21 protein-coding genes are annotated in these 24,261 nt (G+C 44.1%); 18 read left to right on the top strand and 3 right to left on the bottom strand.

Features of this window, described 5'->3' with window-relative positions:
• Positions 1-18: 18 nt before the first annotated feature.
• Positions 19-903: an agmatinase gene (gene speB / locus QYG89_RS08190; RefSeq protein WP_404316440.1), complete on the top strand. Its 885-nt coding sequence runs from the start codon at positions 19-21 to the stop codon at positions 901-903.
• Between the two features lie 145 nt (positions 904-1,048).
• On the opposite strand, the gene QYG89_RS08185 is transcribed toward speB, so the two are convergent.
• Complete coding sequence (locus QYG89_RS08185) at positions 1,049-1,390, bottom strand: hydrolase (RefSeq protein WP_404316438.1); 342 nt, start codon at positions 1,388-1,390, stop codon at positions 1,049-1,051.
• A 155-nt stretch (positions 1,391-1,545) separates the two neighbouring features.
• Between QYG89_RS08185 and QYG89_RS08180 the strand changes: the two genes are divergently transcribed.
• Together QYG89_RS08180 and argS are read left to right on the top strand one after the other, a co-directional pair.
• Entirely contained in the window at positions 1,546-1,989 is a 444-nt protein-coding gene (locus QYG89_RS08180) for a DUF1934 domain-containing protein (protein WP_404316436.1), read from the top strand.
• 71 nt (positions 1,990-2,060) lie between these two features.
• Complete coding sequence (gene argS, locus QYG89_RS08175) at positions 2,061-3,731, top strand: arginine--tRNA ligase (RefSeq protein ID WP_404316434.1); 1,671 nt, start codon at positions 2,061-2,063, stop codon at positions 3,729-3,731.
• Positions 3,732-3,834: 103 nt separating this feature from the next.
• Here argS and QYG89_RS08170 read toward each other — a convergent pair whose 3' ends face one another.
• Positions 3,835-5,031: a phospholipase D-like domain-containing protein gene (locus QYG89_RS08170; protein ID WP_404316432.1), complete on the bottom strand. Its 1,197-nt coding sequence runs from the start codon at positions 5,029-5,031 to the stop codon at positions 3,835-3,837.
• A 215-nt stretch (positions 5,032-5,246) separates the two neighbouring features.
• Here QYG89_RS08170 and QYG89_RS08165 point away from each other — a divergent pair, with 215 nt between their 5' ends.
• The 11 genes from QYG89_RS08165 (at position 5,247) to QYG89_RS08115 (ending at position 19,623) form a co-directional block, all read left to right on the top strand.
• Positions 5,247-7,451, top strand: coding sequence for a heterodisulfide reductase-related iron-sulfur binding cluster (locus QYG89_RS08165; protein WP_404316430.1), 2,205 nt, complete (start codon positions 5,247-5,249; stop codon positions 7,449-7,451).
• A gap of 314 nt (positions 7,452-7,765) precedes the next feature.
• A complete protein-coding gene (locus QYG89_RS08160) occupies positions 7,766-8,944 on the top strand; it encodes an acetyl-CoA C-acetyltransferase (RefSeq protein ID WP_404316428.1) in 1,179 nt (392 codons plus the stop codon).
• A 106-nt stretch (positions 8,945-9,050) separates the two neighbouring features.
• Positions 9,051-9,248: a hypothetical protein gene (locus tag QYG89_RS08155; protein WP_404316426.1), complete on the top strand. Its 198-nt coding sequence runs from the start codon at positions 9,051-9,053 to the stop codon at positions 9,246-9,248.
• A 117-nt stretch (positions 9,249-9,365) separates the two neighbouring features.
• Positions 9,366-10,217 carry a 3-hydroxybutyryl-CoA dehydrogenase gene (locus QYG89_RS08150; protein WP_404316424.1) on the top strand — a complete coding sequence of 284 codons (852 nt, stop codon included), beginning with the start codon at positions 9,366-9,368 and terminating at the stop codon, positions 10,215-10,217.
• A gap of 33 nt (positions 10,218-10,250) precedes the next feature.
• Positions 10,251-11,387, top strand: a complete 1,137-nt coding sequence (locus QYG89_RS08145; protein WP_404316421.1) for an acyl-CoA dehydrogenase — start codon at positions 10,251-10,253, stop codon at positions 11,385-11,387.
• A 14-nt stretch (positions 11,388-11,401) separates the two neighbouring features.
• Positions 11,402-12,541, top strand: a complete 1,140-nt coding sequence (locus tag QYG89_RS08140) for an acyl-CoA dehydrogenase (protein ID WP_404316419.1) — start codon at positions 11,402-11,404, stop codon at positions 12,539-12,541.
• Between the two features lie 152 nt (positions 12,542-12,693).
• Entirely contained in the window at positions 12,694-13,326 is a 633-nt protein-coding gene (locus QYG89_RS08135; RefSeq protein WP_404316417.1) for a TetR/AcrR family transcriptional regulator, read from the top strand.
• An 18-nt stretch (positions 13,327-13,344) separates the two neighbouring features.
• Positions 13,345-16,614 carry a fused isobutyryl-CoA mutase/GTPase IcmF gene (gene icmF / locus QYG89_RS08130; RefSeq protein ID WP_404316415.1) on the top strand — a complete coding sequence of 1,090 codons (3,270 nt, stop codon included), beginning with the start codon at positions 13,345-13,347 and terminating at the stop codon, positions 16,612-16,614.
• A 349-nt stretch (positions 16,615-16,963) separates the two neighbouring features.
• Positions 16,964-17,185: a hypothetical protein gene (locus tag QYG89_RS08125; protein ID WP_404316413.1), complete on the top strand. Its 222-nt coding sequence runs from the start codon at positions 16,964-16,966 to the stop codon at positions 17,183-17,185.
• Between the two features lie 92 nt (positions 17,186-17,277).
• A complete protein-coding gene (rpoE, locus tag QYG89_RS08120; protein ID WP_404316411.1) occupies positions 17,278-17,826 on the top strand; it encodes a DNA-directed RNA polymerase subunit delta in 549 nt (182 codons plus the stop codon).
• A gap of 198 nt (positions 17,827-18,024) precedes the next feature.
• Positions 18,025-19,623, top strand: a complete 1,599-nt coding sequence (locus QYG89_RS08115) for a CTP synthase (RefSeq protein WP_404316409.1) — start codon at positions 18,025-18,027, stop codon at positions 19,621-19,623.
• Positions 19,624-19,709: 86 nt separating this feature from the next.
• On the opposite strand, the gene QYG89_RS08110 is transcribed toward QYG89_RS08115, so the two are convergent.
• A complete protein-coding gene (locus QYG89_RS08110) occupies positions 19,710-20,231 on the bottom strand; it encodes a DUF2529 domain-containing protein (protein ID WP_404316407.1) in 522 nt (173 codons plus the stop codon).
• A 343-nt stretch (positions 20,232-20,574) separates the two neighbouring features.
• Here QYG89_RS08110 and QYG89_RS08105 point away from each other — a divergent pair, with 343 nt between their 5' ends.
• The 4 genes from QYG89_RS08105 to QYG89_RS08090 all read left to right on the top strand — a co-directional run bounded on the left by QYG89_RS08105 (position 20,575) and on the right by QYG89_RS08090 (position 24,214).
• A complete protein-coding gene (locus tag QYG89_RS08105; RefSeq protein ID WP_404316405.1) occupies positions 20,575-20,937 on the top strand; it encodes a response regulator in 363 nt (120 codons plus the stop codon).
• A 122-nt stretch (positions 20,938-21,059) separates the two neighbouring features.
• Positions 21,060-21,923 (top strand): class II fructose-1,6-bisphosphate aldolase, encoded by an 864-nt coding sequence (gene fba / locus QYG89_RS08100; RefSeq protein ID WP_404316403.1) that lies wholly within the window; start codon positions 21,060-21,062, stop codon positions 21,921-21,923.
• A gap of 233 nt (positions 21,924-22,156) precedes the next feature.
• Positions 22,157-22,804, top strand: a complete 648-nt coding sequence (fsa, locus tag QYG89_RS08095) for a fructose-6-phosphate aldolase (protein WP_404316401.1) — start codon at positions 22,157-22,159, stop codon at positions 22,802-22,804.
• Between the two features lie 123 nt (positions 22,805-22,927).
• Complete coding sequence (locus tag QYG89_RS08090; RefSeq protein WP_404316399.1) at positions 22,928-24,214, top strand: UDP-N-acetylglucosamine 1-carboxyvinyltransferase; 1,287 nt, start codon at positions 22,928-22,930, stop codon at positions 24,212-24,214.
• Positions 24,215-24,261 lie beyond the last annotated feature (47 nt).

Here is a 24,261-nt window from a genome sequence, read left to right as displayed (position 1 = left end):
AAAAAGGTGGGGAAAGCTATGCGTTTTGATGAAGCCTATTCGGGCAATATTTTTATCGGTGCCCAGCAGGAGTATGAGAAAAGTCAAGTGGTCCTATATGGTATGCCGATGGACTGGACAGTCAGTTATCGTCCCGGCTCTCGTTTCGGACCAGGGCGAATTCGTGAAGTATCGATCGGTCTGGAAGAATACAGCCCATATCTAGACCGCGAACTTGAAGAAATTAATTATTTCGATGCCGGTGATATTCCGCTGCCGTTTGGAAACGCTGGCAAAAGCCTTGAGTTAATTGAAGACTATATTGATGGCTTATTAGCAGATGGGAAGTTTCCGCTTGGCATGGGCGGCGAGCATCTCGTTTCCTGGCCTGTGATGAAAGCCGTTGCGAAGAAATATCCTGATTTAGCGATTATTCATATGGATGCTCACACGGATTTACGTACAGAGTACGAAGGAGAACCGCTTTCTCACTCTACACCGATCCGTAAAATTGCTGAGCTTATTGGTCCAGAGAATGTTCACTCATTCGGTATCCGCTCCGGCATGAAAGAAGAATTTCAATGGGCAAAGGAAAACGGCATGCATATTTCTAAATTTGAAGTGCTTCAGCCGTTGAAAGAAATTTTGCCGACGCTTGCCGGCCGGCCAGTATATGTGACGATCGATATTGATGTGTTGGACCCGGCACATGCCCCTGGTACAGGAACGGTGGATGCTGGCGGCATTACATCTAAAGAGCTGCTTGCTTCGATTCATGAGATTGCTAAGTCAGAAGTCAACGTCGTCGGCGGTGACCTTGTGGAAGTAGCGCCAATCTATGATACATCTGAACAGACAGCGAATACAGCCTCCAAGCTTATCCGTGAAATGATTTTGGGCTGGGGACTCGTAAATAAAAAGTAATGGAGCAGGGGATGTCCCAAACGCGAGTGATCAACGGTCGAGGGACAACCCTGTTTTTATAAATCAAGCAGTGAAAGCGGCAATGACTCAAAGAAACGTTTTAAAGACAGAGGACCAGTCTTTTATCCAACATGCCGCTATTCTATTAAAAATCTTTTTCGTCATTCAGCCGGTGCTTATTCAAAATGCCCATGCTGGCAATGTGACGTTTTGTTTTCTCGTCGCCCAACTTATGGATTAGACTGTATAGGACAATAAGCGACTGATCGTAACGGTCGTTTTCTTTATCATGAGAATAATCAAGATAAGGAATATGAGACCGCACGTACGTATCGATTTCAGCAGAATAGGATTCTTCAAATATTTTTTTAATAAAAGCGGCTTCTTGGGCCGTCGCTTGTATGATGAAATGGCCTTTCCCTTCATCAGCCGGTAAAATTTCTTTAGCGGCCGGATCGACAGCATATGCTCTCTTCACTTCATTCATTTTAACAACTCCCATCTTTTTTTATTGATTACCACAAGTTCGGCCCTTTTAATCCCGTTTAAAGCTAAAATTTAGGGGATGTCCATTGCATTTTGAAACAAACATTTTTATACTTAATAAGTTATAAGGAGAATTTTTAAAGAGGTGTGAACAGCTTGACACAAAACCAGCAAGCCCATATACCTGTTAATATTCATTTAACAACAGTGATTGAGCATGAGGGAGAGAAAGAGACATACGAACTCTTGCTGCCCGGAGAATTTTATGAGAAAAATGGTACCTGTTTTCTAAAGTATGACGAGATCCAAGAAGAAGGCACTGTGCAAACGATCGTAAAGTTTTCGGAAAACAGTACTGTCATTTTGCGCAGCGGTGCGGTGAACATGAGACTCCCGTTTAATAAGAAAGAGCAGATGAATGGTTCGTATACGAGTCCCCACGGTACGCTGGCCATGATTACTCAAACAAAACAGCTGTCTCACAGCCATACATATAAAGAATCACAGCTCGAAGGAACATTCCAGCTGGACTATCATTTATTGATGCAGGGTACACCAGTTGGCAATTATACATTGAAAATAACGTTTAAAAGTATGTAAAGGGATTTATTTAAGCGCTTTACAGCTCCCTGCTGGTTGAACATAGGAAAGAATCATAAGGAGGTATATATATGAACGTGGCAGAGAAGGTACAAGAAGAGTTAAAGTCAGAAGTTCAGGCGGCTGTATTGAAGGCCGGCTTGGCACAGAAAGAGGAAATTCCGACTGTTGTTTTAGAGACACCGAAGGAGAAGGCGCACGGTGACTATTCAACGAATATGGCGATGCAGCTGGCTCGTGTGGCGAAGAAAGCACCGCGCGCCATTGCGGAAGAGATCATTGCTAACTTTGACTTGTCGAAAGCATCTATCGAGAAAATTGAAATTGCCGGACCAGGATTTATTAACTTTTATATGAATAACGCCTATTTAACAGACTTAATTCCGGTTGTGCTTAATGAAGGTGATGACTACGGAAGAACGAATGCCGGCAGCAATCAAAAGGTGCAAGTGGAATTCGTATCAGCCAACCCAACGGGAGATCTTCATCTTGGCCATGCCCGCGGCGCGGCTGTCGGTGATTCCCTATGCAATGTGCTTGAAAAAGCTGGCTACGATGTAACGAGAGAGTATTACATTAACGATGCCGGCAATCAAATTCATAACTTGGCACTTTCTGTTGAGGCCCGTTATTTCCAAGCACTCGGTCAAGAGAAAGAAATGCCGGAAGACGGTTACCACGGACAAGACATCGTTGGCATTGGACAAAGACTTGTAGATGAATTCGGTGATCAATTTGCCGGTATGCCGGAAAAAGAACGGTACGAAACTTTCAGAAAGTACGGTTTAACGTATGAAATGGAAAAATTAAAAAAGGATCTTGAAAATTTCCGCGTTCCTTTTGATGTTTGGTATTCAGAAACTTCTCTTTATGAAAACGGAAAAATTGATGAAGCAATGAAGGTGTTGCGTGAAAAAGGCCACATTTACGAAGAAGGAGGAGCTGTCTGGTTCCGTTCGACAGCATTCGGAGACGACAAAGACCGCGTTCTTGTGAAAAATGACGGCACATATACGTATTTAACACCGGACCTTGCTTATCACAAAGATAAATTTGAGCGTGGCTACGAAAAGGTTATTAACATTTGGGGAGCGGATCACCACGGCTATATTCCTCGGATGAAAGCAGCGGTTGAGGCACTTGGATATGATCCAGACAATTTAGAAGTCGAAATCATTCAGCTCGTTCATCTGTACAAAAACGGTGAAAAAATGAAAATGAGCAAACGGACTGGAAAAGCAGTAACAATGAGGGAGCTTGTTGAAGAAGTAGGTCTTGATGCTGTTCGTTATTTCTTCGCAATGAGAAGCGGCGATACGCATATGGATTTTGACCTCGACCTCGCTATTTCCGAGTCAAACGAAAACCCTGTCTATTATGCACAGTATGCCCATGCCCGCATTAGCAGCATTTTGCGTCAGGGAGAAGAACAAGGAATTGCTATTAATAAAGAAGCGGATTTGTCGCTTTTAGGCGCTGAAAAAGAAATCGACTTGTTGAAAAAAGTCGGTGACTTCCCGCAAGTGGTCGCTGAAGCTGCTGAAAAACGTATTCCTCATCGAGTGGCTAACTACATCCAAGAACTTTCCGCAGCCTTCCATAGTTTTTACAATGCGGAAAAAGTACTTGATCCAAGCAACAAAGAATTATCAGAAGCGCGTCTTGCTTTAGTGAAAACTGTACAAATTACATTGAAAAACGCCTTGAAACTAATCGGTGTATCTGCACCGGAAAAAATGTAAAGAAGGAGCTTGTGCCGGCACGATAAAGGGTCGGCGCAAGCTTTTTTAGATGAATGGGACCATTGTCAGTGTTCTTCTTCAACAAAAGAATCCTCTCTTTTTCTTACAAAAACCCCTTTATCGAATGGGCGGTTTTCTCTTTCATCTTTTGGGAGAAAGTAAGATCAAACAAATCCTCCAGTGTAAACGGCTGACTGTTTTTGAGATCTTCTTCAAGAATAGGCCGAATCCGGTCGATAAATGCCCGGCTATAAATAAAACAATTACACTCGAAATTAATCAACTGGCTTCTGGTGTCAAAATTAGCTGTACCGATATCACATACTTCATCATCAAACATGGTGATTTTTGCATGATAGAATCCGTTCGTAAATGCTTGCACGCGTGCGTTTGGAAAAAGGAGCATTCGGCGCAAAAAGGGAAAGGCTGCTTCTTGTACGAGTGGATGATCCTTATGTTTAGGAATAAGGACAGTAACGTTAACACCGCGTATTAAAGCGTGTAAGAGCTCATCAAAGATCGGCTGCGTCGGAATGAAATAGGGTGTGCCAATAAAAATGGATGAACGAGCTCCGCGAATCATATCGACCATCTTTTTCTCGAGATTTCCATTACCCGATGGATAAATCATATGTGGTGTACTTGCTGGATCGATTGTAGGCACCATGCTGGATGGCTGCAGGAAAGGTCTTCCTTCTTGATTCCAATCAGCGATAAACTCTGCCTCCAGGTCCATGGCTCCTCCGCCATGAAGGCGCAAATGATAATCCCTCCAAGGAGAAAGCTGCAGATTTTTACTTTGATTAATATATTCGAGCCCGACGTTGAATCCACCGAGATAGGCGACCGTTCCATCAATGGCTGTGATTTTCCGGTGATTGCGCTGCTGGAAGGAAAAGAAGAAATAAGGAAACCGCGGTTTTCCGAAAAGCCCCACATGCACCCCGGCCTGCTCTAAATCATGAATATGCCGCCTTTTCACTTTTCGGCATCCTTGCCAGTCCATTAGTAAATATACATCGATTCCACTTTTCGCTTTCTCCTTTAATAACTGGAAAAAATCTTGGCATAATTGATCGTCTTTTATAATATAAAAAAGGCAGTAAACACGTTTACGGGCATTTTGTATGTCAAAGAACAACTGTTTGAAAAATTCAGGGCCGCTGCAGAAAAAATCAATTTCTCCTTTTCTGCTCGGATACGTTCGTTTCACAGGGTGTGTTTTTGCTTTTTTCCGGCCGAAATAAAGGTCAAGCACGAGCCATATAATAAAGAAAACGAGCCAGAAAAATATCCACATGCGCCTTTTTCCTCCTTTAAAAATCAGCATTATTTCTAGCCTTCCCAAAAAGAAAAAAAGTTTCTCGTAAATGTATGACTTAAAAATATTTTAAAGGATTTGTTGACTGAGCGTTCATTCATAATATAATGGAGGTATAAATATTCTGAATAATATTACTATTTAAATGAGGGGGAAAAGATGCCGCTATCTTGGAGAGGAGTGTAGCGTAGACAATGAATGGATGGTTATGGGTCAACTTTATTGCTGCTGTTTTGGTCATCACTTATGGGGTTTATTTGTTCGTATACTTGTTGAAAACTCGTTACCAATACATTAAATTAGGCAAAAAACAAGAATTTGACCACGATGTGAAAGAACGCTTCAAAAAAATCGGAGTCAATGTATTCGGCCAGAAGAAGCTGCTAAAGGACAAAAAAAGCGGTATGATCCATGTCATGTTTTTCTACGGTTTCCTGCTCGTTCAGCTTGGTGCTATTGATTTTATTATTAAAGGCATCGTACCGGGTGCACATCTGCCGCTTGGACCGCTGTATGGAGGCTTCAAGTTTTTTCAGGAATTCGTAACACTAATGATTCTCGCTGCGGTTGTCTGGGCCTTTCATCGCCGCTATATTGAAAAGCTCGTTCGTTTAAAACGCGGTTGGAAAAGCGGACTTGTGCTGATTTTTATTAGCTTGCTTATGCTTTCAGTACTGATCGGAAACGGCATGGACCTCGTTTGGCACGAAGGGGCGGCTATTCATTGGACGGGTTTTGAACCGGCAGCCTCAGCGGTGGCTGTGATGTTCTCGTGGATTGGTACAAATGCCGCCATTGCTTTTTTCTATGTTTCCTGGTGGGTGCACTTAATTGTTTTGATGGCATTTCTCGTATACGTTCCACAGTCTAAACATGCTCATTTAATTTTCGGGCCAATCAATACGTATTTCCATCGTTTGGATCGCCCAGGCACATTGAAACCAATTGACTTTGAAGATGAAACGCAAGAATCATTCGGAGTTGGCCGTATTCAAGACTTTAACCAGCTGCAAATGATCGACTTTTACGCTTGTGTGGAGTGCGGCCGCTGTACGAATATGTGTCCGGCAACCGGTACAGGCAAGATGCTGTCGCCGATGGACTTGATTGTTAAGCTGCGTGACCATTTAACAGATACAGGAGCCGCGGTTACATCAAAACAACCATGGGTACCGGCATTTGCTTTCTCGAATACGAAGGGCAATCAGCTTGCTTTAGCTAGTGCCGCACGGGGAGGAGGAGCAGAAACCGCTGCGGAACTTTATCCTTCAAACCTGATCGGCAATGTCATCACCGAAGAGGAGATTTGGGCGTGTACGACGTGCCGTAACTGTGAAGACCAATGTCCAGTAATGAATGAACATGTGGACAAAATTATTGATCTGCGCCGCTATCTCGTGTTAACGGAAGGAAAAATGGATCCGGAAGCCCAGCGTGCGATGCAAAGCATTGAACGGCAGGGAAACCCGTGGGGCCTAAATCGAAAAGAAAAAGAAAACTGGCGTGATCTTCGTGATGATGTCCACGTGCCGACGGTAAAAGAAATGAAAAAGGCTGGCGAAAAGTTTGAATATTTGCTGTGGGTCGGATCGATGGGTGCATTTGACAATCGCAGCCAGAAAATCGCCCTGTCATTTGCCAAGCTGTTGAATGAAGCGGGCGTGAAATTTGCGATTCTCGGCAACAAAGAGAAAAACTCCGGCGATACACCGCGCCGTCTTGGCAATGAGTTTTTATTTCAAGAGCTCGCGGCAGCCAACATTGCGGAATTTGAGAAAAATAATGTAAAGAAAATCGTAACGATTGATCCGCATGCGTATAACATTTTTAAAAATGAGTATCCAGCCGTAGGATTTACAGCAGAAGTGTATCACCATACAGAGTTGCTGGACCAACTTGTCAAAGAAGGACGCCTGCAGCCGAAACACTCAGTCAACGAAAAGATTACGTTTCATGATTCATGCTATCTTGGCCGCTACAACGATGTGTACGATCCGCCGCGGGAAATCTTGAAGTCGATTCCTGGCGTGAAGCTGATCGAAATGGAACGCCGGCGGGAAAACGGCATGTGCTGCGGCGCTGGCGGAGGCTTAATGTGGATGGAAGAAGACACAGGCCACCGTATAAATGTAGCGCGTACGGAGCAGGCGCTTGCTGTGAATCCATCCGTTATCAGTTCAGGCTGTCCGTACTGCTTAACGATGCTTTCTGACGGAACAAAAGCGAAAGAAGCAGAAGCAGAAGTCGCGACTTATGATGTAGCAGAACTGCTGGAAAAGTCCATTTTTGGTTTGCCGAAACAAATGAACCTTCCGGACGAAGACGGTACCGAAGCAGAAGAACAGAAAGAAGCGGTCGTTGCTGAAATGGCTTCCGCAGAAGAAAAAGAGCAAAAGTAGAGCTCAGCTTAAAAACGTGATGTCAAAGCTCTCCACCGTCATAAACAGTATATGCGGATGTTCAAGAAAGACCTAGGCGCTTATGGGGCAGTTGTTTTTAATCATTTTTAGTGCCTGTTATTCTGAATTTTTTGTTCACGCATATATTTTAAAATGATTGTGCTAATGCCAAAAGGGTCCGGCCCCACCTGCAATCTTGCATTTGTGGGGTCTGACACTTTTGTTTCACTTCCTCATGATCTTTACTTGAGCGAGCGTTCAGTCAAATTTTAAGGTATTTTACCTTGAAAGATAGATGAAGGAGGGAATTAAGTGTGGTAAAAACAGTCATTATCGATGGAGCACGTACACCTTTCGGAAAGTTTGGCGGAGGTTTGAGCACCTTGTCGGCATCGCAGCTGGGCGGTATAGCGATAAAAGAAGCGTTAAAACGTTCAGGGGTGGGGCCGGAGCAAGTGGACGAGGTCATTTTCGGAAACGTGCTTCAGGCAGGGCAAGGACAAATTCCTTCAAGACAGGCGGCGAGGGAAGCAGGCATTCCGTGGGAAGTGAAAACAGAAACGATTAATAAAGTATGCGCATCGGGATTACGAAGTGTGACATTAGCCGATCAAATTATTCGTGCTGGAGATGAAGAAGTGATCGTCGCGGGGGGCATGGAATCCATGTCAAATGTTCCTTACGCTCTTTTAAAAGGCCGCTGGGGCATGCGGATGGGAGACACGCCGATGGTTGATTTAATGATCCATGACGGATTATCGTGCAGTTACACGGGGGTCCATATGGGAAGCTACGGTAACAGCACAGCGGAGGAATTTGATTTATCAAGGCAAGAGCAGGATGAGTGGGCCGTTCGCAGCCATGAAAAGGCGGTGGCCGCCATCGAATCGGGCAAACTCGCAGAAGAGATAGCTGCTGTGGAAGTGCCGCAGCGAAAAGGTGATCCAATAAAAGTAGAACAAGATGAGGCACCTCGTAAAGACACGACAAAAGAAGCGCTGGCAAAGCTGCGGCCGGCGTTTGGCAAAGAGGGAACGATTACAGCCGGCAACGCACCAGGAATTAACGACGGAGCAGGAGCGCTTGTATTAATGAGTGATGAGCGGGCACAAAGAGAAGGGAAAACACCGCTTGCTGTCATTATCGGTCATGCGGAAGTAGCGGTAGAAGCGAGCCAATTTCCACAGACACCTGGACTCGTCATCAATGAAATATTGAATAAGACAGGCAAATCCCTGGAGGACATTGATTTATTCGAAGTGAATGAAGCCTTTGCGGCCGTTGCACTCGCAAGCAGTAAAATTGCAGAACTTGACCCCGAAAAAGTCAATGTGAACGGCGGAGCCATCGCACTCGGCCACCCAATCGGCGCAAGCGGAGCGAGAATCATCCTAACACTCGCTTACGAACTAAAAAGAAGAGGCGGCGGCATCGGCATCGCGGCCATCTGCAGCGGAAGCGGTCAAGGAGACGCCATCATGATAGAGGTATAGAAAAGCGGAAGCGCCTGAACTGCTCCGACAGGCAAATGTTCTTCCCCAAAAGAAGCCGCTCTTTGGCTTCATTGTGGGAAGGTTATTTGACCCGAGGAGCAAGGCGGTGCAGCTGGACAAAGAAAAGCGGAAGGCGCCCGCTTATCGGCGACAAGCACAAGTCAAGCCGACTGGAAGGTTGTTCTTTAACCTTCTGGACGGATTGACTTGTGACCTCGAGCCGATGGCGCCTGCAGCTGGACAAAGAAAAGCGGCAGCGGTGATTTCACCGCTTCGCGCACAAATGAAAAAAGTCCGCGCATAAAATGCGGCAGCCGGTGCACAAATCTAGAAAACAGCGCATACAAACGAGTACACGGCCCATAAGGCGAAAAAGCAAGCGTATAAACGGGAAAACAGCCAATGCATTGGAGGAGAAAAGATGAAAGTGAAAAAGCTGATGGTTGTCGGGGCTGGACAAATGGGATCAGGGATTGCTCAAGTTTGTGCTCAAGCTGGTTATGAAGTGCTTTTGAATGATATTAGAAAAGAAGCCGTACAACGGGGGCTTGGAGGTATTGAAAAAAACCTTGAGCGTCAAGTAAAAAAGGATCGTCTGACAAGCCGGGAAAAAGAAGAAATTATCGCACGGATTTCGCAGTCGGCTGATTTGCAGGATGCAAAAGACGTTGACCTCGTCATTGAAGCAGCGGTAGAAAATATGACTGTTAAATGTAAAATTTTCTCTCAGCTTGATGAAATTACTCCAGCACATGCCATTCTTGCTTCCAATACCTCTTCCTTACCGATTACAGAAATTGCCGCAGCGACGAAACGGCCAGAGAAAGTGATCGGCATGCATTTTATGAATCCAGTACCAGTTATGAAGCTCGTTGAAATTATTCGTGGATTAGCGACAGCGGATGAAGTTTACCAAACGATCGAAGAGATGACACATACCCTTTCGAAAATGCCGGTCGAAGTGAATGATTTTCCGGGGTTCGTATCTAATCGAGTGTTAATGCCTATGATCAATGAGGCCATTTACACATTGTACGAAGGAGTGGCCACGAAAGAAGCCATTGATGAGGTGATGAAGCTCGGGATGAATCATCCGATGGGGCCGCTTACATTGGCTGACTTTATTGGACTTGATACATGTTTATATATTATGGAAACATTGCATGATGGGTTTGGTGACGATAAATACCGTCCATGCCCATTACTTCGCAAATATGTAAAGGCTGGCTGGCTCGGCAGAAAAGCAGGACGCGGGTTCTACACATACGAATAAGGCGCTGAATCTAAACAACGGGAGGCGAAAAGTATGGAATTGCGTTTCTCAGAAGAGCAGCAGATGATGCAGAAAATGGTGAGAGATTTTGCGGAAAGCGAAATTGTACCCTTTGTTGAACGAATGGAAAAAGGGGAGTTTCCACGTGAAGTGATCAAGAAGATGGCAGAACTTGGCTTAATGGGAATTACCGTTCCTGAAGAATATGGCGGCAGTGAAATGGACTTTGTATCTTACATTATTGCTATCAATGAACTGTCAAAAGTCAGTGCCACAGTCGGGGTCATTTTATCCGTTCACACATCTGTCGGCACGAATCCAATTCTGTATTTTGGCAGCGAAGAGCAAAAGCGCAACTATATCCCGAAACTTGCTTCAGGCGAATATTTAGGTGCGTTCTGTTTAACAGAACCGAGCGCCGGGTCAGACGCGGCTAATTTAAAAACAAGAGCAGTCAAACAAGGGGAGCATTATATTCTAAATGGGTCAAAAGTATTCATCACGAACGGGGGAGAAGCAGATACATATATCGTCTTTGCTTCGACCGGGCCGACAGCAGGTGCGAAGGGGATTTCTGCATTTATTGTAGAGAAAGAGACACCAGGGCTCGTGATCGGCAAAGACGAACATAAAATGGGTCTGCACGGTTCGCGTACGGTGCAGTTGACATTTGAAGAGATGAAAGTACCGGCAGCGAACCTGCTCGGCAGTGAAGGCGAAGGATTTAAAATTGCGCTCGCTAATCTTGATGCAGGGCGGATCGGCATCGCTGCCCAGGCACTGGGAATTGCTGAAGGAGCGTTAAAAGAAGCAGTCAAATACGCTAAAGAACGCAAGCAATTTGGTAAACCTATTGCTGCACAGCAAGGGCTCTCCTTTAAACTTGCCGACATGGCAACAAGTATCGAGGCAGCGAGAATGCTCGTTTACAGAGCAGCTGATTTACGAGCAAAAGGCCTGCCATGCGGGAAAGAAGCATCAATGGCGAAACTATACGCTTCTAAAATAGCTGTCGATGCGGCCATTGAAGCGGTGCAGGTGCACGGAGGCTATGGTTATACAAAAGAATATGCGGTTGAACGGTTCTTTAGGGATGCCAAAGTAACGGAAATTTATGAAGGTACGAGCGAAATTCAAAAAATGGTCATCAGTAAACAGCTCATCCAATAAAGGAGGGGAATAAAGTGAACTTCCAACTGACAGAAGAACATGAAATGATTCGGAAAATGGTGCGTGATTTTGCTAAAAACGAAGTTGAGCCAACAGCGGCAGAGCGGGACGAAGAAGAACGTTTTGATATGGAGATTTTTCGCAAAATGGCAGAACTCGGCTTAACGGGCATCCCGTGGCCGGAAGAATACGGTGGCATTGGCAGCGACTATTTAGCTTACTGTATTGCTGTAGAAGAGTTATCACGTGTCTGTGCTTCAACAGGTGTGACGCTTTCTGCCCACACATCGCTTGCCGGCTGGCCGGTTTATAAGTTTGGGACGGAGGAACAAAAGCAAAAGTATTTGACTCCGATGGCTCAAGGAGAAAAAATTGGTGCATACGGCTTAACAGAACCTGGTTCCGGTTCAGATGCAGGCGGCATGAGAACAACTGCCCGTTTAGAAGGGGATGAATACATTTTAAACGGATCGAAAATCTTCATTACGAATGGCGGTATCGCTGACATCTATATTGTGTTTGCACTAACAGACCCGTCTGCTAAACAGCGCGGAACAACTGCATTTATTATAGAAAAAGATGTTCCGGGCTTTTCCGTCGGCAAAAAAGAAAAAAAGCTTGGAATTCGCTCGTCCCCGACAACGGAGATTATTTTTGAAGACTGCCGCGTACCGAAGGAGAATGTTCTCGGTTCGGAAGGAGAGGGATTTAAAATTGCGATGATGACACTAGATGGCGGTCGCAACGGCATTGCCGCCCAGGCTGTAGGCATCGCCCAGGGAGCACTTGATGCTTCGATTGCTTATGCGAAAGAGCGTAAACAATTTGGCAAGCCGATCGCAGTGAACCAAGGGATCTCATTCAAATTAGCAGATATGGCAACAGCGATTGAAGCTTCCCGTCTGCTCACATACCAGGCGGCTTGGCTTGAATCCAACAATTTGCCGTACGGAAAGGAATCAGCCATGTCCAAACTCATGGCTGGAGATACAGCCATGAAAGTAACGACAGAGGCCGTTCAAATCTTCGGAGGCTATGGCTATACGAAAGATTACCCTGTCGAACGCTACATGCGGGACGCTAAAATTACTCAAATTTACGAAGGAACACAAGAAATCCAGCGTCTCGTCATTTCTAGAATGATCACGAAGTAACCCGGAAAAGTTTGAGAAGGTGAACAAAGTGTTCGAGGTATGGAATAACATAGTAGACGCAGTAAACAAAACAGTTAAAGCAAGGAAGAGCAGGCAAGAACGGTTCCGCTTTTCTGCTCTTCCTTATGTTGCGATAAAGGTGGTTGAAAAAAATGAAGGTAGATAAGAGAAAAGTACATGCATCTGTAAAAGATGAGCAATTAATTCAAAAAAGGCGCGCTGAGATGATTAAAGGAGCAGTTCATTTGTTTAAGCAAAAGGGGTTTCACCGGACAACGACGAGGGAGATCGCTAAAGCGGCTGGATTCAGTATCGGTACGCTTTATGAGTATATCCGGACAAAGGAAGATGTCCTTTATTTAGTGTGCGACAGTATCTACGATGAAGTAAAGGGCCGTTTGCAGCAAATTGATTTAGAGGCCGGGACGCTCGCAAGCCTGAAACTTGGGATTGGTTATTATTTTAAAGTGGTAGACGACATGCAGGATGAAGTGCTCGTTATGTATCAGGAAACAAAGTCGCTTCCGAAAGACGCACTGCCCTATGTACTGAAAAAGGAGATGGACATGGTTGGTATGTTTGAGAGGCTTATTCACCGCTGTATAGAGAATGGAGAACTTCACCTGGGAGGTCAGCAGCTTCATATGCTCGCTCAAAATATTTTTGTTCAGGGGCAGATGTGGGCGTTTCGCCGTTGGGCTTTGCAAAAAAACTTTACGATTGAAGAGTATATCAATTTGCAGACGGAGTTGCTTTTTTCAGGGATTGATGGCTACAAGGCATAACATAAAGGGGGGAGAAGAATGAGCCAGCTGGTGACGGTGTATAAGCCGACACATCACATTCGCTTTGTGACAGCTTCCAGTCTGTTTGATGGACATGACGCATCGATCAATATTATGCGCCGTATTTTACAATCAAGCGGCGCGGAAGTCATTCATTTAGGACATAATCGCTCCGTTGAAGAGGTGGTGAATGCTGCTATTCAGGAAGATGTGCAGGGAATCGCGATTTCATCCTACCAGGGCGGCCACGTTGAGTACTTTAAATATATGTATGACTTGTTAAAAGAAAAGGGGTGCCCGCATATCCGTATTTACGGAGGCGGGGGCGGGGTGATTATTCCACGGGAAATAAAAGAGCTGCATGATTACGGGATTGCCCGGATTTTCTCTCCTGAAGACGGACGGATCAACGGGCTGCAAGGCATGATTAACTTAATGATGGAAGAGTGCGATTTTCCTACTATAGGTAGTTCGATAGTGGACGAAATTGCTGAGTTGAAAAAAGGAAATATTGGCGCTGCAGCCAAGTTTATTTCTCTTGCCGAAAGTCAGGTACAGGCGGAAGAAGCTCAAAAGGCAGAAGCGAAAGCCATTTTTGATCAACTGCAGGCGATAGAAAGCGAAGCGCCGGTTATCGGCATTACCGGTACAGGAGGAGCAGGAAAGAGCTCATTAACAGATGAACTGATCCGCCGTTTCCTTAATGAATGGCCCGATAAAAGGATTGGTGTTCTATCAGTAGATCCGACGAAGCAAAAAACAGGCGGTGCACTATTAGGCGACCGCATACGGATGAATGCTATTTTTTCCGACCGAGTCTTTATGAGGAGTCTCGCTACCCGTAATTCTCGTTCGGAGCTTTCGCTGGCCATTAAAGATGCCATCAGTGTGGTCAAAGCAGCAGGCTATGATTTAGTCATCGTTGAGACGAGTGGAATCGGCCAAGGAGATGCTGAGATTACAGAAATTGCTGATCTATCCCTATATGTGATGACGAGTGAATTTGGGGCTCCATCACAGCTTGAGAAAATCGACATGATTGATTACGCTGATTTGATCGTCATTAATAAGTTTGAAAGAAAAGGATCAGAAGATGCAAAACGCCAAGTCCAAAAGCAGTACCAGCGCAGCCATCAATTGTTTGATGAACCGCTGGATAGCATGCCTGTATACGGGACGATTGCCAGCCAATTTAACGACCCGGGCACGAATGCTTTGTTTGCCGCGCTTGTGGAAAAGATCAATGAAAAAACAGGAAAAAAGTGGAGTGTGCCCTTCAGTAAGAAAGCGGATATAGCCCAGCAGCATGTGATCATTCCGAATGACCGGCGCTACTATTTAAGGGAAATTACAGAAACTATACGCCGCTATCATCAAAAAGCAGAGGAGCAGGTGCACGCCGCCCGGCGTTTATTCCAGCTTGAAGGTGCATTGGAAGAAGCAAAAAGCAATCAAGCGGGTGAAGAAGTAATCCAATCACTCGAAACATTCAAAACAGCCATAGAAAATCAGCTTACAGCCGAGTCGAAAAAAGTGCTTGCCGGCTGGAGTGAACAAAAGGAAAAATACGCGGGAAATGAATATGTTGCGGTCATTCGAGGCAAAGAAATAGTCACAGAGCTGACAACAGTCAGCTTATCGGGACTAAAGATTCCCAAGGTAGTACTGCCGAAGTTTGCGGATTACGGAGAAATTCTCCGTTGGGTCTATAAGGAAAACGTACCAGGCGATTTCCCGTATACGGCAGGAGTCTTTCCGTTTAAGCGAAAAGGGGAAGACCCTAAACGGCAATTTGCCGGGGAAGGCACCCCAGAAAGAACGAACCGTCGTTTTCATTACTTATCAAAAGATGATCATGCGAAGCGGTTAAGTACCGCTTTTGATTCTGTCACACTGTACGGAGAAGATCCGGATCATCGTCCCGATATCTATGGAAAAGTAGGAGAGAGCGGCGTAAGCATTTGTACATTGAATGACATGAAAAAGTTGTATGACGGCTTTGATCTTTGTCATCCGTCTACGTCGGTTTCTATGACGATTAACGGACCGGCTCCGATTATTTTAGCGATGTTTATGAACACAGCGATCGATCAGCAGGTGAAGAAGAAAGAGGAAGAGCTTGGCCGTGTGCTGACCATCGAAGAATTTAAGAATGTGCGGGCACAAACATTGAAAACCGTCCGTGGAACGGTGCAGGCAGATATTTTAAAAGAAGACCAGGGGCAGAATACGTGTATTTTCTCTACAGAATTTGCCTTGCGGATGATGGGGGATATTCAGCAATATTTTATTGATGAGTCTGTCCGGAATTATTATTCTGTCTCTATCTCGGGCTACCATATTGCTGAAGCGGGAGCGAATCCTATTTCTCAGCTTGCTTTTACACTGGCAAACGGTTTCACATACGTGGAGTACTATTTAAGCCGCGGCATGGACATTAATGACTTTGCTCCGAATCTATCTTTCTTTTTTTCAAACGGCCTTGACCCTGAATATACAGTGATTGGCCGGGTAGCACGCCGTATTTGGGCGATAGCGATGCGTGATAAATATGGTGCAAATGAACGGTCGCAAAAATTAAAGTATCATATCCAGACATCGGGCCGCTCACTTCACGCACAGGAAATCGATTTTAATGATATCCGCACAACGCTGCAGGCGCTTATGGCTTTACAGGATAATTGCAACTCTCTTCATACGAACGCTTACGATGAAGCAATCACAACACCGACAGAAGAGTCTGTGCGCCGTGCGATGGCGATTCAGCTTATTATTACGAAAGAGCATGGCTTATCTAAAAATGAAAATCCGATGCAAGGATCTTTTATTATTGAAGAATTAACCGACCTTGTGGAAGAAGCTGTATTGCAGGAGTTTGAACGTCTAAATGACAGAGGCGGTGTGCTCGGAGCGATGGAAACCCAGTATCAAAGGGGAAAAATTCAAGAAGAATCGATGCACTATGAAATGCTGAAACATACGGGAGAACTTCCGATTATTGGCGTGAACACATACTTAAATCCGAACCCGCCATCTGAAGAAGAGATTGACAGCATGGAACTGGCACGGGCAACAGCGGAAGAAAAAGAGCATCAAATTAGCGAACTGCGCCGGTTCCAACAGCAGCACGAACAAGAAGCAAAACAAGCACTCATTCGTTTAAAAGAAAAGGCTGTCAGCGGCGGCAACATTTTTGCTGAGCTGATGGAGACTGTAAAAACAGCAAGTCTTGGTCAAATCACAACCGCCCTCTACGAAGTGGGAGGACAGTATAGAAGAAATATGTAGGAAAACATAACCGCAAAAAGAAATCCAACCTTCTTTTTGCGGTGTTTTTTTCAAAAATCGATTAAAAATGTAAAAGAAAGGGCATTGTAAGAAGAAAAGCGGAAGCGCCTGTTTTGCTCGGACAGGCAAATGTTCTTCCCCCAACGAAGTCGCCTTTTGACTTCGTTGGGGGAAGGTTATTTGACCCGAGGAGCAAGACGCTGCAGCTGGGCAAAAGAAAAGTGGAAGGTGCCTAGTAATCAGTGCATAGGACTCATTTGAAACTTTTTTACTTTATCGGGCATTTTTTCTTTTATAATGGTTACCGGGAAGTATTACAATAGGGAACGGATAAAAGGCGGGGTGTGAAATGATAAAGAGAACCTTAAGTATCATTATGCTTGGAGCGTGTATGTATAGTGCTTTGTGGCTTTATAATATTCAGCTCGGGGCCATCCCTTTTATCCTGTTGTCTTTTTTCTTGTTTTACCGGGCATTAGCTGTGATAAGGACAAAGAGTAAGGATGAAAAACTGCCTGAAGAAGTTATTCAGGAGGAGACAGACGAAAAAAAAGCAGAAATCTTTACATAAATATGGCATAATGAAAGCGCGAGTGTTTATAATGATCAATATGGCCTTTTTCACTCTAATTGAGTGTGTAAATAGAGAAGGGAAGTGCGGATGTGAATTTGAAGCAATTGTCTACAGAAGAATTGAAAGAAATGTCCATGATTGAAATCGCCTATGCTATTTTAAAAGAAAACAAGCAGCCGATTGCATTTCAAGAAATACTTTCTCAAATTCAGAAGTATCAAGAATCAAGCGATGTTGAATTGAAATCCCGTATCAGTCAGTTTTACACCGACCTAAATATTGACGGCCGGTTTATTACATTTGGAGAAAATCGCTGGGGTCTGCGTGCATGGTATCCAGTTGATCAGCTGGAAGAAGAGGCAGCACCTGCTGTGAAAGCGAAAAAGAAGAAAACGAAAAAAGCATCTAAAGAAGAAATCGACTTCGATGAAGAGGATCTGGATGAAGTGGATGTAGTCGAAGAAGATGAAGAATTTGACGAGGACGATTTTGAAGATCTAGATGACGAGGATATAGAAGAAGTCGACGAAGAGGATCTGGACGATCTTGACGAGGACGAGGACGAGGAATTTGAAGATGATCTTGCGGCCGAAGATGAATACGATCTCGACGAAGACGAGGAAGAAGACTTAAAATAAAGAAAATTAATCTTTTCTTGACCTCCTTTATTTCAAATTGTAGTATGTTATTTGGGCTCTTTAAGGAGACAAGTTGACGTTTATAACGCTCCCTTTACTGTGTTAAGTAACGGGGGCTTTTTTGCTTTTTGCCCTCATAAAAATCGTGTATTCATTTAAATAATAAAAGGAACAATAGATTGAAGGGGGCTTTTCAAATTGACTAAATATATCTTTGTAACAGGCGGAGTTGTTTCTTCTTTAGGTAAAGGGATTACGGCTGCTTCTCTTGGCCGCTTGTTAAAAAACCGTGGGTTAAAAGTGACAATCCAAAAGTTTGATCCATATATTAACGTCGATCCGGGAACAATGAGCCCTTATCAGCATGGAGAAGTATTCGTTACTGATGACGGTGCGGAAACGGATTTGGACTTAGGTCATTACGAGCGCTTCATTGACATTAATTTAAATAAGCATAGCAACGTCACGACTGGTAAAATTTATTCAACAGTTTTGCGTAAGGAACGACGCGGAGAATACTTAGGCGGCACAGTGCAAGTAATCCCGCATATCACAAATGAAATCAAGGACCGCGTTTTTCTTGCGGGTAAAGAAACGAAAGCAGACGTTGTCATTACTGAAATTGGCGGAACGGTTGGAGACATTGAGTCTTTACCATTCCTAGAGGCAATCCGCCAAATTAAAAGTGATATCGGTGCTGACAATGTTATGTATATCCATTGTACATTGATCCCATATTTGAAAGCTGCTGGAGAAATGAAAACAAAACCAACGCAGCACAGTGTGAAGGAACTTCGCAGCCTTGGTATTCAGCCGAATATTATCGTTGTCCGTACAGAAATGCCAATTTCACAAGATATGAAAGATAAGTTAGCTCTTTTCTGTGATATTGCGCCGGAAGCCGTGATTGAAGCGATGGATGCAGATACACTTTATGCTGTACCGCTTTCTCTTCAAGAGCAGAAAATGGATGATCTTGTCTGCCATCATTTAAAACTTCAGTGCCATGATGCAGAAATGGATGATTGGAAAGAGCTTGTTCATCAAGTTCGCAGCTTAACAAAGAAAACAAAGATTGCGCTTGTTGGAAAATATGTTGAGCTGCAAGATGCATATATTTCAGTCGTTGAAGCGCTGCGCCATGCTGGTTATGTTTTTGATGCAGATGTTGAGATCGACTGGATCAGTGCAGCCGAGTTATATGCTGAAAATGCGGAAGCAAAACTGAAAGGTGCAGATGGTATTTTAGTACCTGGCGGCTTTGGCGACCGTGGAATTTCTGGTAAAATTGAAGCCATTAAATATGCCCGCGAAAACAACGTGCCATTATTCGGTATTTGCCTTGGTATGCAGCTTGCTTCCATCGAGTATGCAAGAAACGTCGTTCAGTTGGAAGGAGCCAATTCATCTGAAATTGATCCAGCAACTCCGTACCCGGTTATTGACTTGCTGCCGGAACAAAAAGATGTGGAAGATCTCGGAGGCACACTGCGCCTAGGTTTATATCCATGCAAGCTTCAAAAAGGATCAAAAGCATATGAAGCGTACCAGGAAGAAGTGGTATATGAGCGTCATCGCCATCGCTATGAATTCAACAATGAATATCGTGAGGAAATGGAGAAAAAAGGATTTATCTTCTCTGGAACAAGTCCAGATGGCCGTCTTGTGGAGATCATCGAGTTAGAAGATCATCCTTGGTTTGTAGCGGCTCAGTTCCATCCTGAATTTACATCACGCCCGACTCGCCCGCAGCCGCTTTTCCGCGGATTTATTGAAGCGACACTGGCTAATCAATAAGCATAAAAAAGCCTTTAAAGCAAAAAACGCTTTAAAGGCTTTTTAATAATTTGGAAAACGACTGGGTTTGTATCTTGGGAGCTCACTCAGTCTTGATCCCGTAAGATTTCGTCTATTGTCAGCTTTAGTAAAAAGTAAATATACAGTGCAGCGAGGCTCGATGGAAAGCCTGTGCGGCCGCCTGTTTCGTCAGGAAGTAAGCCTTTAATCAGTTTCGTGTCGATAAACACATCTGCAAGTGCATCGAGTGCATCTTCTTCCGTTTGTACGAGACCGGCTGCGGCGACGAAAGGAATGTCTTTTTCTTGGAGAATAGACGCAGCAGCCAAGGCTTCGGAATCGTGAGCGAAACGGCTGACAAGAAGAACACGGTCGCTTGCTGTTAGTGTATCAGCTGTATCGAGCCGCTGGCAGCGGGTGAACGGTTCGGCACCGGCTAGTGCTTCTGCTTCCACCGCTTTCATTTCTCCAAATCCTTGTATGTAAATATGGCCTTCACCAACGATTGCCTGCGCAAGCAGACGAGCGCCATCTTCAATAGAATCTCCTTCTTTATCAGCAATTCGTTGAAATAAGCCATTCAATTGAGTGGTAAACATTTTTAACATGCTTCTGCCTCCTTACTTGTTCATTCATTATACATTTCTTTCAATTTTGGAGCAAAAAGCAGAAATTTGTATATTCAAGCAGGAATTTTGGGAATCAAGCCAGAATTATTTACAAACGGACAGTAAACGACTGGGAAAAATGTTTATTCTTTATTATAAATACATAAATATTATAAATACATAAATCGGTTTATAGACGAAGTCAATTTTAAGCATCTTTAAGCTGATTAAAAATGTTTGCTTTCCGGGGACGTTCATTGATCAAGGAGGATCATGAGCACTGTAGAAAGCAAGTGTTGTTGATAAAAACGAACTGATGAATGGAGACGAGGGGGAAAGACAATTGAATGGAAAAATACTTATTGTAGATGATCAATTTGGTATACGTATTTTATTAAATGAGGTTTTGCAAAAAGAAGGATATGAAACTTTTCAGGCGGCAAATGGAATACAGGCTCTTGAAATTGTTGACAATCATTCACCCGATTTAGTTTTGTTGGATATGAAAATTCCGGGTATGGACGGCATTGAAATTTTAAAAAGAATAAAGGAAAAAGACAGCAGTATGCGGGTCATTATCATGACAGCTTATGGAGAGCTCGACATGATTCAACAAGCAAGGGATCTTGGGGCACTCACACATTTCGCTAAGCCGTTTGACATTGATGACATTCGTACAACTGTAAAAGAGTACATATTTTCGTAAGAGATAACCGGTCATATTTACGTTGGTAAAGGACCGGTTATTTTGGTATGATACAAATGTAAATTGATCTGTAAGTGAATACTTAAAAGATGTACTTTAGTTTATCAAGGAGGAAAATAATCATGCCTTTAGTTTCCATGACGGATATGCTGAATAAAGCAAAAGAAGAAAAATATGCTGTCGGGCAATTTAACTTAAACAATCTTGAATTTACACAAGCGATTTTGCAGGCGGCAGAAGAAGAAAAATCACCAGTCATTCTTGGTGTTTCCGAAGGAGCAGCTCGTTACATGGGCGGCTTCAAACTCGTTGTGGCTATGGTTAAAGCGTTAATGGAAGAATACGAAATCACTGTTCCGACAGCGATTCACCTAGATCACGGTTCCAGCTTTGAAATGTGTGCCAAAGCCATTCATGCAGGCTTCACATCTGTAATGATTGATGGTTCTCATCATCCTCTTGAGCACAACATTGCCTTAACGAAAAAAGTAGTCGAACTTGCTCACATTCACGGTGTATCTGTCGAGGCGGAACTTGGCCGTATCGGTGGACAGGAAGATGACCTCATTGTAGATGATGCCGAGGCAGCTTACGCCATTCCGGCAGAATGCGATCAATTAGTTCGTGAAACAGGTGTGGACTGCTTTGCTCCAGCACTGGGATCTGTTCATGGTCCATACAAAGGCGAACCGAAACTTGGATTTGACCGCATGGAAGAAGTAATGAACTTAACTGGTGTTCCGCTCGTTCTTCACGGAGGTACTGGTATTCCAACGAAAGATATTCAACGTGCGATCTCTCTTGGAACAGCCAAAATTAACGTGAACACAGAAAACCAAATTACTTCAGCGAAAACGATTCGTGAAGTTCTAGCCGAAAAACCAGATCTATACGATCCGCGCAAATACTTAGGGCCTGCACGTGACACGATCAAAGAAACAGTCAAAGGCAAAATGCGCGAATTCGGTTCTTCTGGAAAAGCATAAAAACCTGTTCATTTATAAAGACGCATAGAAACCGCCTTATCAAAATAAGGCGGTTTCCGTACATAGCAAGAAAAGCGGAGCCGACTGTTTTGGGACGACAAGCATATGACAGGCTGACGAAATGGCGCTTTTCAGCCATGCAGACAGACTGGCTTATGACCTTGAGTCCCAAGGAGGCGTAGCTGGACAAAGAAAAGCGGAAGCGTAAACAAGATTAAAAGGAGAGAACACGGATGAAATTATTTATTGATACAGCAAATATGGAAGAAATTGAAGAAGCCCACTCTTGGGGGATTTTATCAGGGGTGACAACGAATCCGTCTTTAGTGGCAAAAGAGGCAGTTTCCTTCCATGACCGTCTTCGTGAAATCACTGCTTTAGTGAGCGATTCAGTTAGTGCAGAAGTCATTTCGCTTGATGCAGAAGGAATGATTAAAGAGGGCCGCGAATTGGCGAAGATTGCACCGAATATTACAGTGAAAGTGCCTATGACTCCAGAAGGATTGAAAGCAGTCGCTGTTTTTGCGAAGGAAGGCATTAAAACGAATGTGACACTTGTGTTTAGTGCGAACCAAGCGTTACTTGCGGCAAGAGCAGGTGCTTCCTATGTTTCACCATTCTTAGGACGACTAGATGATATCGGTCATAACGGTTTGGATTTAATCGAGACGATTGCCTCTATTTTTGCTATTCATGGCATTGAATCAGAGATTATCGCTGCTTCGATTCGTCATCCACAGCACATTACAGATGCAGCTTTGCGCGGTGCTCATATTGCAACTGTACCATTTAAAGTGTTAAAACAAATGTTCAGCCATCCACTTACTGACAAAGGAATCGATATATTTTTAGCTGACTGGGAAAAACGCCAATCAAAATAAACATCCATTTGTTTACATGTTTTCACTGAACTGGGATAACCTATAACTAATGAAAATAGTTGTCAGCACATCGTGGAAGGATTCTTTTTTCGTTAGCCAGTGCGTGAAAGAAGGGAGCAGAAAATGGAAAAACTGAAAATTGTGGGAGGCCATCCGCTAAAAGGCACAATCAAAGTGGACGGAGCGAAAAATAGCGCAGTTGCTTTAGTTCCGGCCACGATTTTAGCTGAGTCTTCGGTAACAATTGAAGGGATGCCCGATATTTCTGATATTCATATGCTGAAAGGACTGCTTGAGGAAATTGGAGGCGAAGTCACCTTTAAAAATGGTGAAATGGTCGTTAACCCAGCGAATATGGTAGCTATGCCGCTGCCAAATGGAAAAGTAAAGAAATTACGTGCTTCCTACTATTTAATGGGGGCTATGCTCGGTAAATTTAAAAAAGCGGTCATCGGTTTGCCGGGAGGCTGTCATTTAGGCCCGCGGCCGATTGACCAGCATATAAAAGGGTTTGAAGCGCTCGGAGCAGAAGTGACCAATGAACAAGGTGCCATTTACTTGCGGGCAAAAGAGCTGCGCGGTGCAAGAATTTACTTAGATGTTGTGAGTGTTGGTGCGACGATTAATATTATGCTGGCTGCTGTACGGGCAAAAGGACAAACCGTCATTGAAAATGCGGCAAAGGAGCCGGAAATTATTGATGTCGCTACATTATTAAACAACATGGGAGCGAAAATCAAAGGGGCTGGGACGGATATTATTCGGATTGACGGTGTGGATAAGCTAGACGGCTGCCGCCATACGATCATTCCAGACCGGATTGAAGCGGGCACATTTATGATTTTAGCAGCAGCTGCAGGGGAGGGAATTGTCATTGATAATGTCATTCCTCTTCATTTGGAATCCTTAATAGCTAAATTGCGGGAAATGAATGTACCTGTGGAAATCGGAGACGATAAGATATTTGTTGGTAAAGCGGAAAAGCTAAAAGCAGTCGATATTAAAACGCTTGTCTATCCAGGCTTTCCAACCGATTTGCAGCAGCCTTTTACGACTCTGTTAACAAAAGCAGAAGGTACGGCTGTCATCACGGATACGATTTATTCAGCCCGCTTTAAGCACCTCGATGAATTGCGCAGAATGAATGCGATTACGAAAGTAGAAGGAAGAGCAGCGGTTATTAACGGACCGGTTCAGCTTCGCGGGGCCAAAGTGAGAGCAAGCGATTTACGCGCTGGAGCAGCGCTTGTGATTGCTGGATTAATGGCAGAAGGAATAACGGAACTGACAGGGCTTGAACATATTGACAGGGGCTACAGCATGCTCGTAGAAAAACTCACCCTTCTTGGGGCAGAGCTTTGGCGGGAAGGGTTGTCGGGGGAAGAGTTTGAACAAATAAAAAGCTCATGAAGAACTTCCCCGCATGTTTCGTGTAATGTGTTACAATATATATGTTA

The organism is Bacillus lumedeiriae, from assembly GCF_044891285.1.
Taxonomy (GTDB): domain Bacteria; phylum Bacillota; class Bacilli; order Bacillales; family Domibacillaceae; genus Pseudobacillus; species Pseudobacillus lumedeiriae.
This window is presented reverse-complemented; position numbering and strand designations above follow the sequence as displayed.

Excerpts from the sequence above, each read along its gene's own strand:
- fba (WP_404316403.1), top strand. The coding sequence starts at position 21,060 with ATGCCTTTAGTTTCCATGACGGATATGCTGAATAAAGCAAAAGAAGAA.
- QYG89_RS08135 (WP_404316417.1), top strand. The coding sequence starts at position 12,694 with ATGAAGGTAGATAAGAGAAAAGTACATGCATCTGTAAAAGATGAGCAA.
- QYG89_RS08090 (WP_404316399.1), top strand. The coding sequence starts at position 22,928 with ATGGAAAAACTGAAAATTGTGGGAGGCCATCCGCTAAAAGGCACAATC.
- fsa (WP_404316401.1), top strand. The coding sequence starts at position 22,157 with ATGAAATTATTTATTGATACAGCAAATATGGAAGAAATTGAAGAAGCC.
- QYG89_RS08125 (WP_404316413.1), top strand. The coding sequence starts at position 16,964 with ATGATAAAGAGAACCTTAAGTATCATTATGCTTGGAGCGTGTATGTAT.
- icmF (WP_404316415.1), top strand. The coding sequence starts at position 13,345 with ATGAGCCAGCTGGTGACGGTGTATAAGCCGACACATCACATTCGCTTT.
- QYG89_RS08110 (WP_404316407.1), bottom strand. The coding sequence starts at position 20,231 with ATGTTAAAAATGTTTACCACTCAATTGAATGGCTTATTTCAACGAATT.
- QYG89_RS08165 (WP_404316430.1), top strand. The coding sequence starts at position 5,247 with ATGAATGGATGGTTATGGGTCAACTTTATTGCTGCTGTTTTGGTCATC.
- QYG89_RS08170 (WP_404316432.1), bottom strand. The coding sequence starts at position 5,031 with ATGTGGATATTTTTCTGGCTCGTTTTCTTTATTATATGGCTCGTGCTT.
- QYG89_RS08185 (WP_404316438.1), bottom strand. The coding sequence starts at position 1,390 with ATGAATGAAGTGAAGAGAGCATATGCTGTCGATCCGGCCGCTAAAGAA.
- QYG89_RS08150 (WP_404316424.1), top strand. The coding sequence starts at position 9,366 with ATGAAAGTGAAAAAGCTGATGGTTGTCGGGGCTGGACAAATGGGATCA.
- argS (WP_404316434.1), top strand. The coding sequence starts at position 2,061 with ATGAACGTGGCAGAGAAGGTACAAGAAGAGTTAAAGTCAGAAGTTCAG.
- speB (WP_404316440.1), top strand. The coding sequence starts at position 19 with ATGCGTTTTGATGAAGCCTATTCGGGCAATATTTTTATCGGTGCCCAG.
- QYG89_RS08145 (WP_404316421.1), top strand. The coding sequence starts at position 10,251 with ATGGAATTGCGTTTCTCAGAAGAGCAGCAGATGATGCAGAAAATGGTG.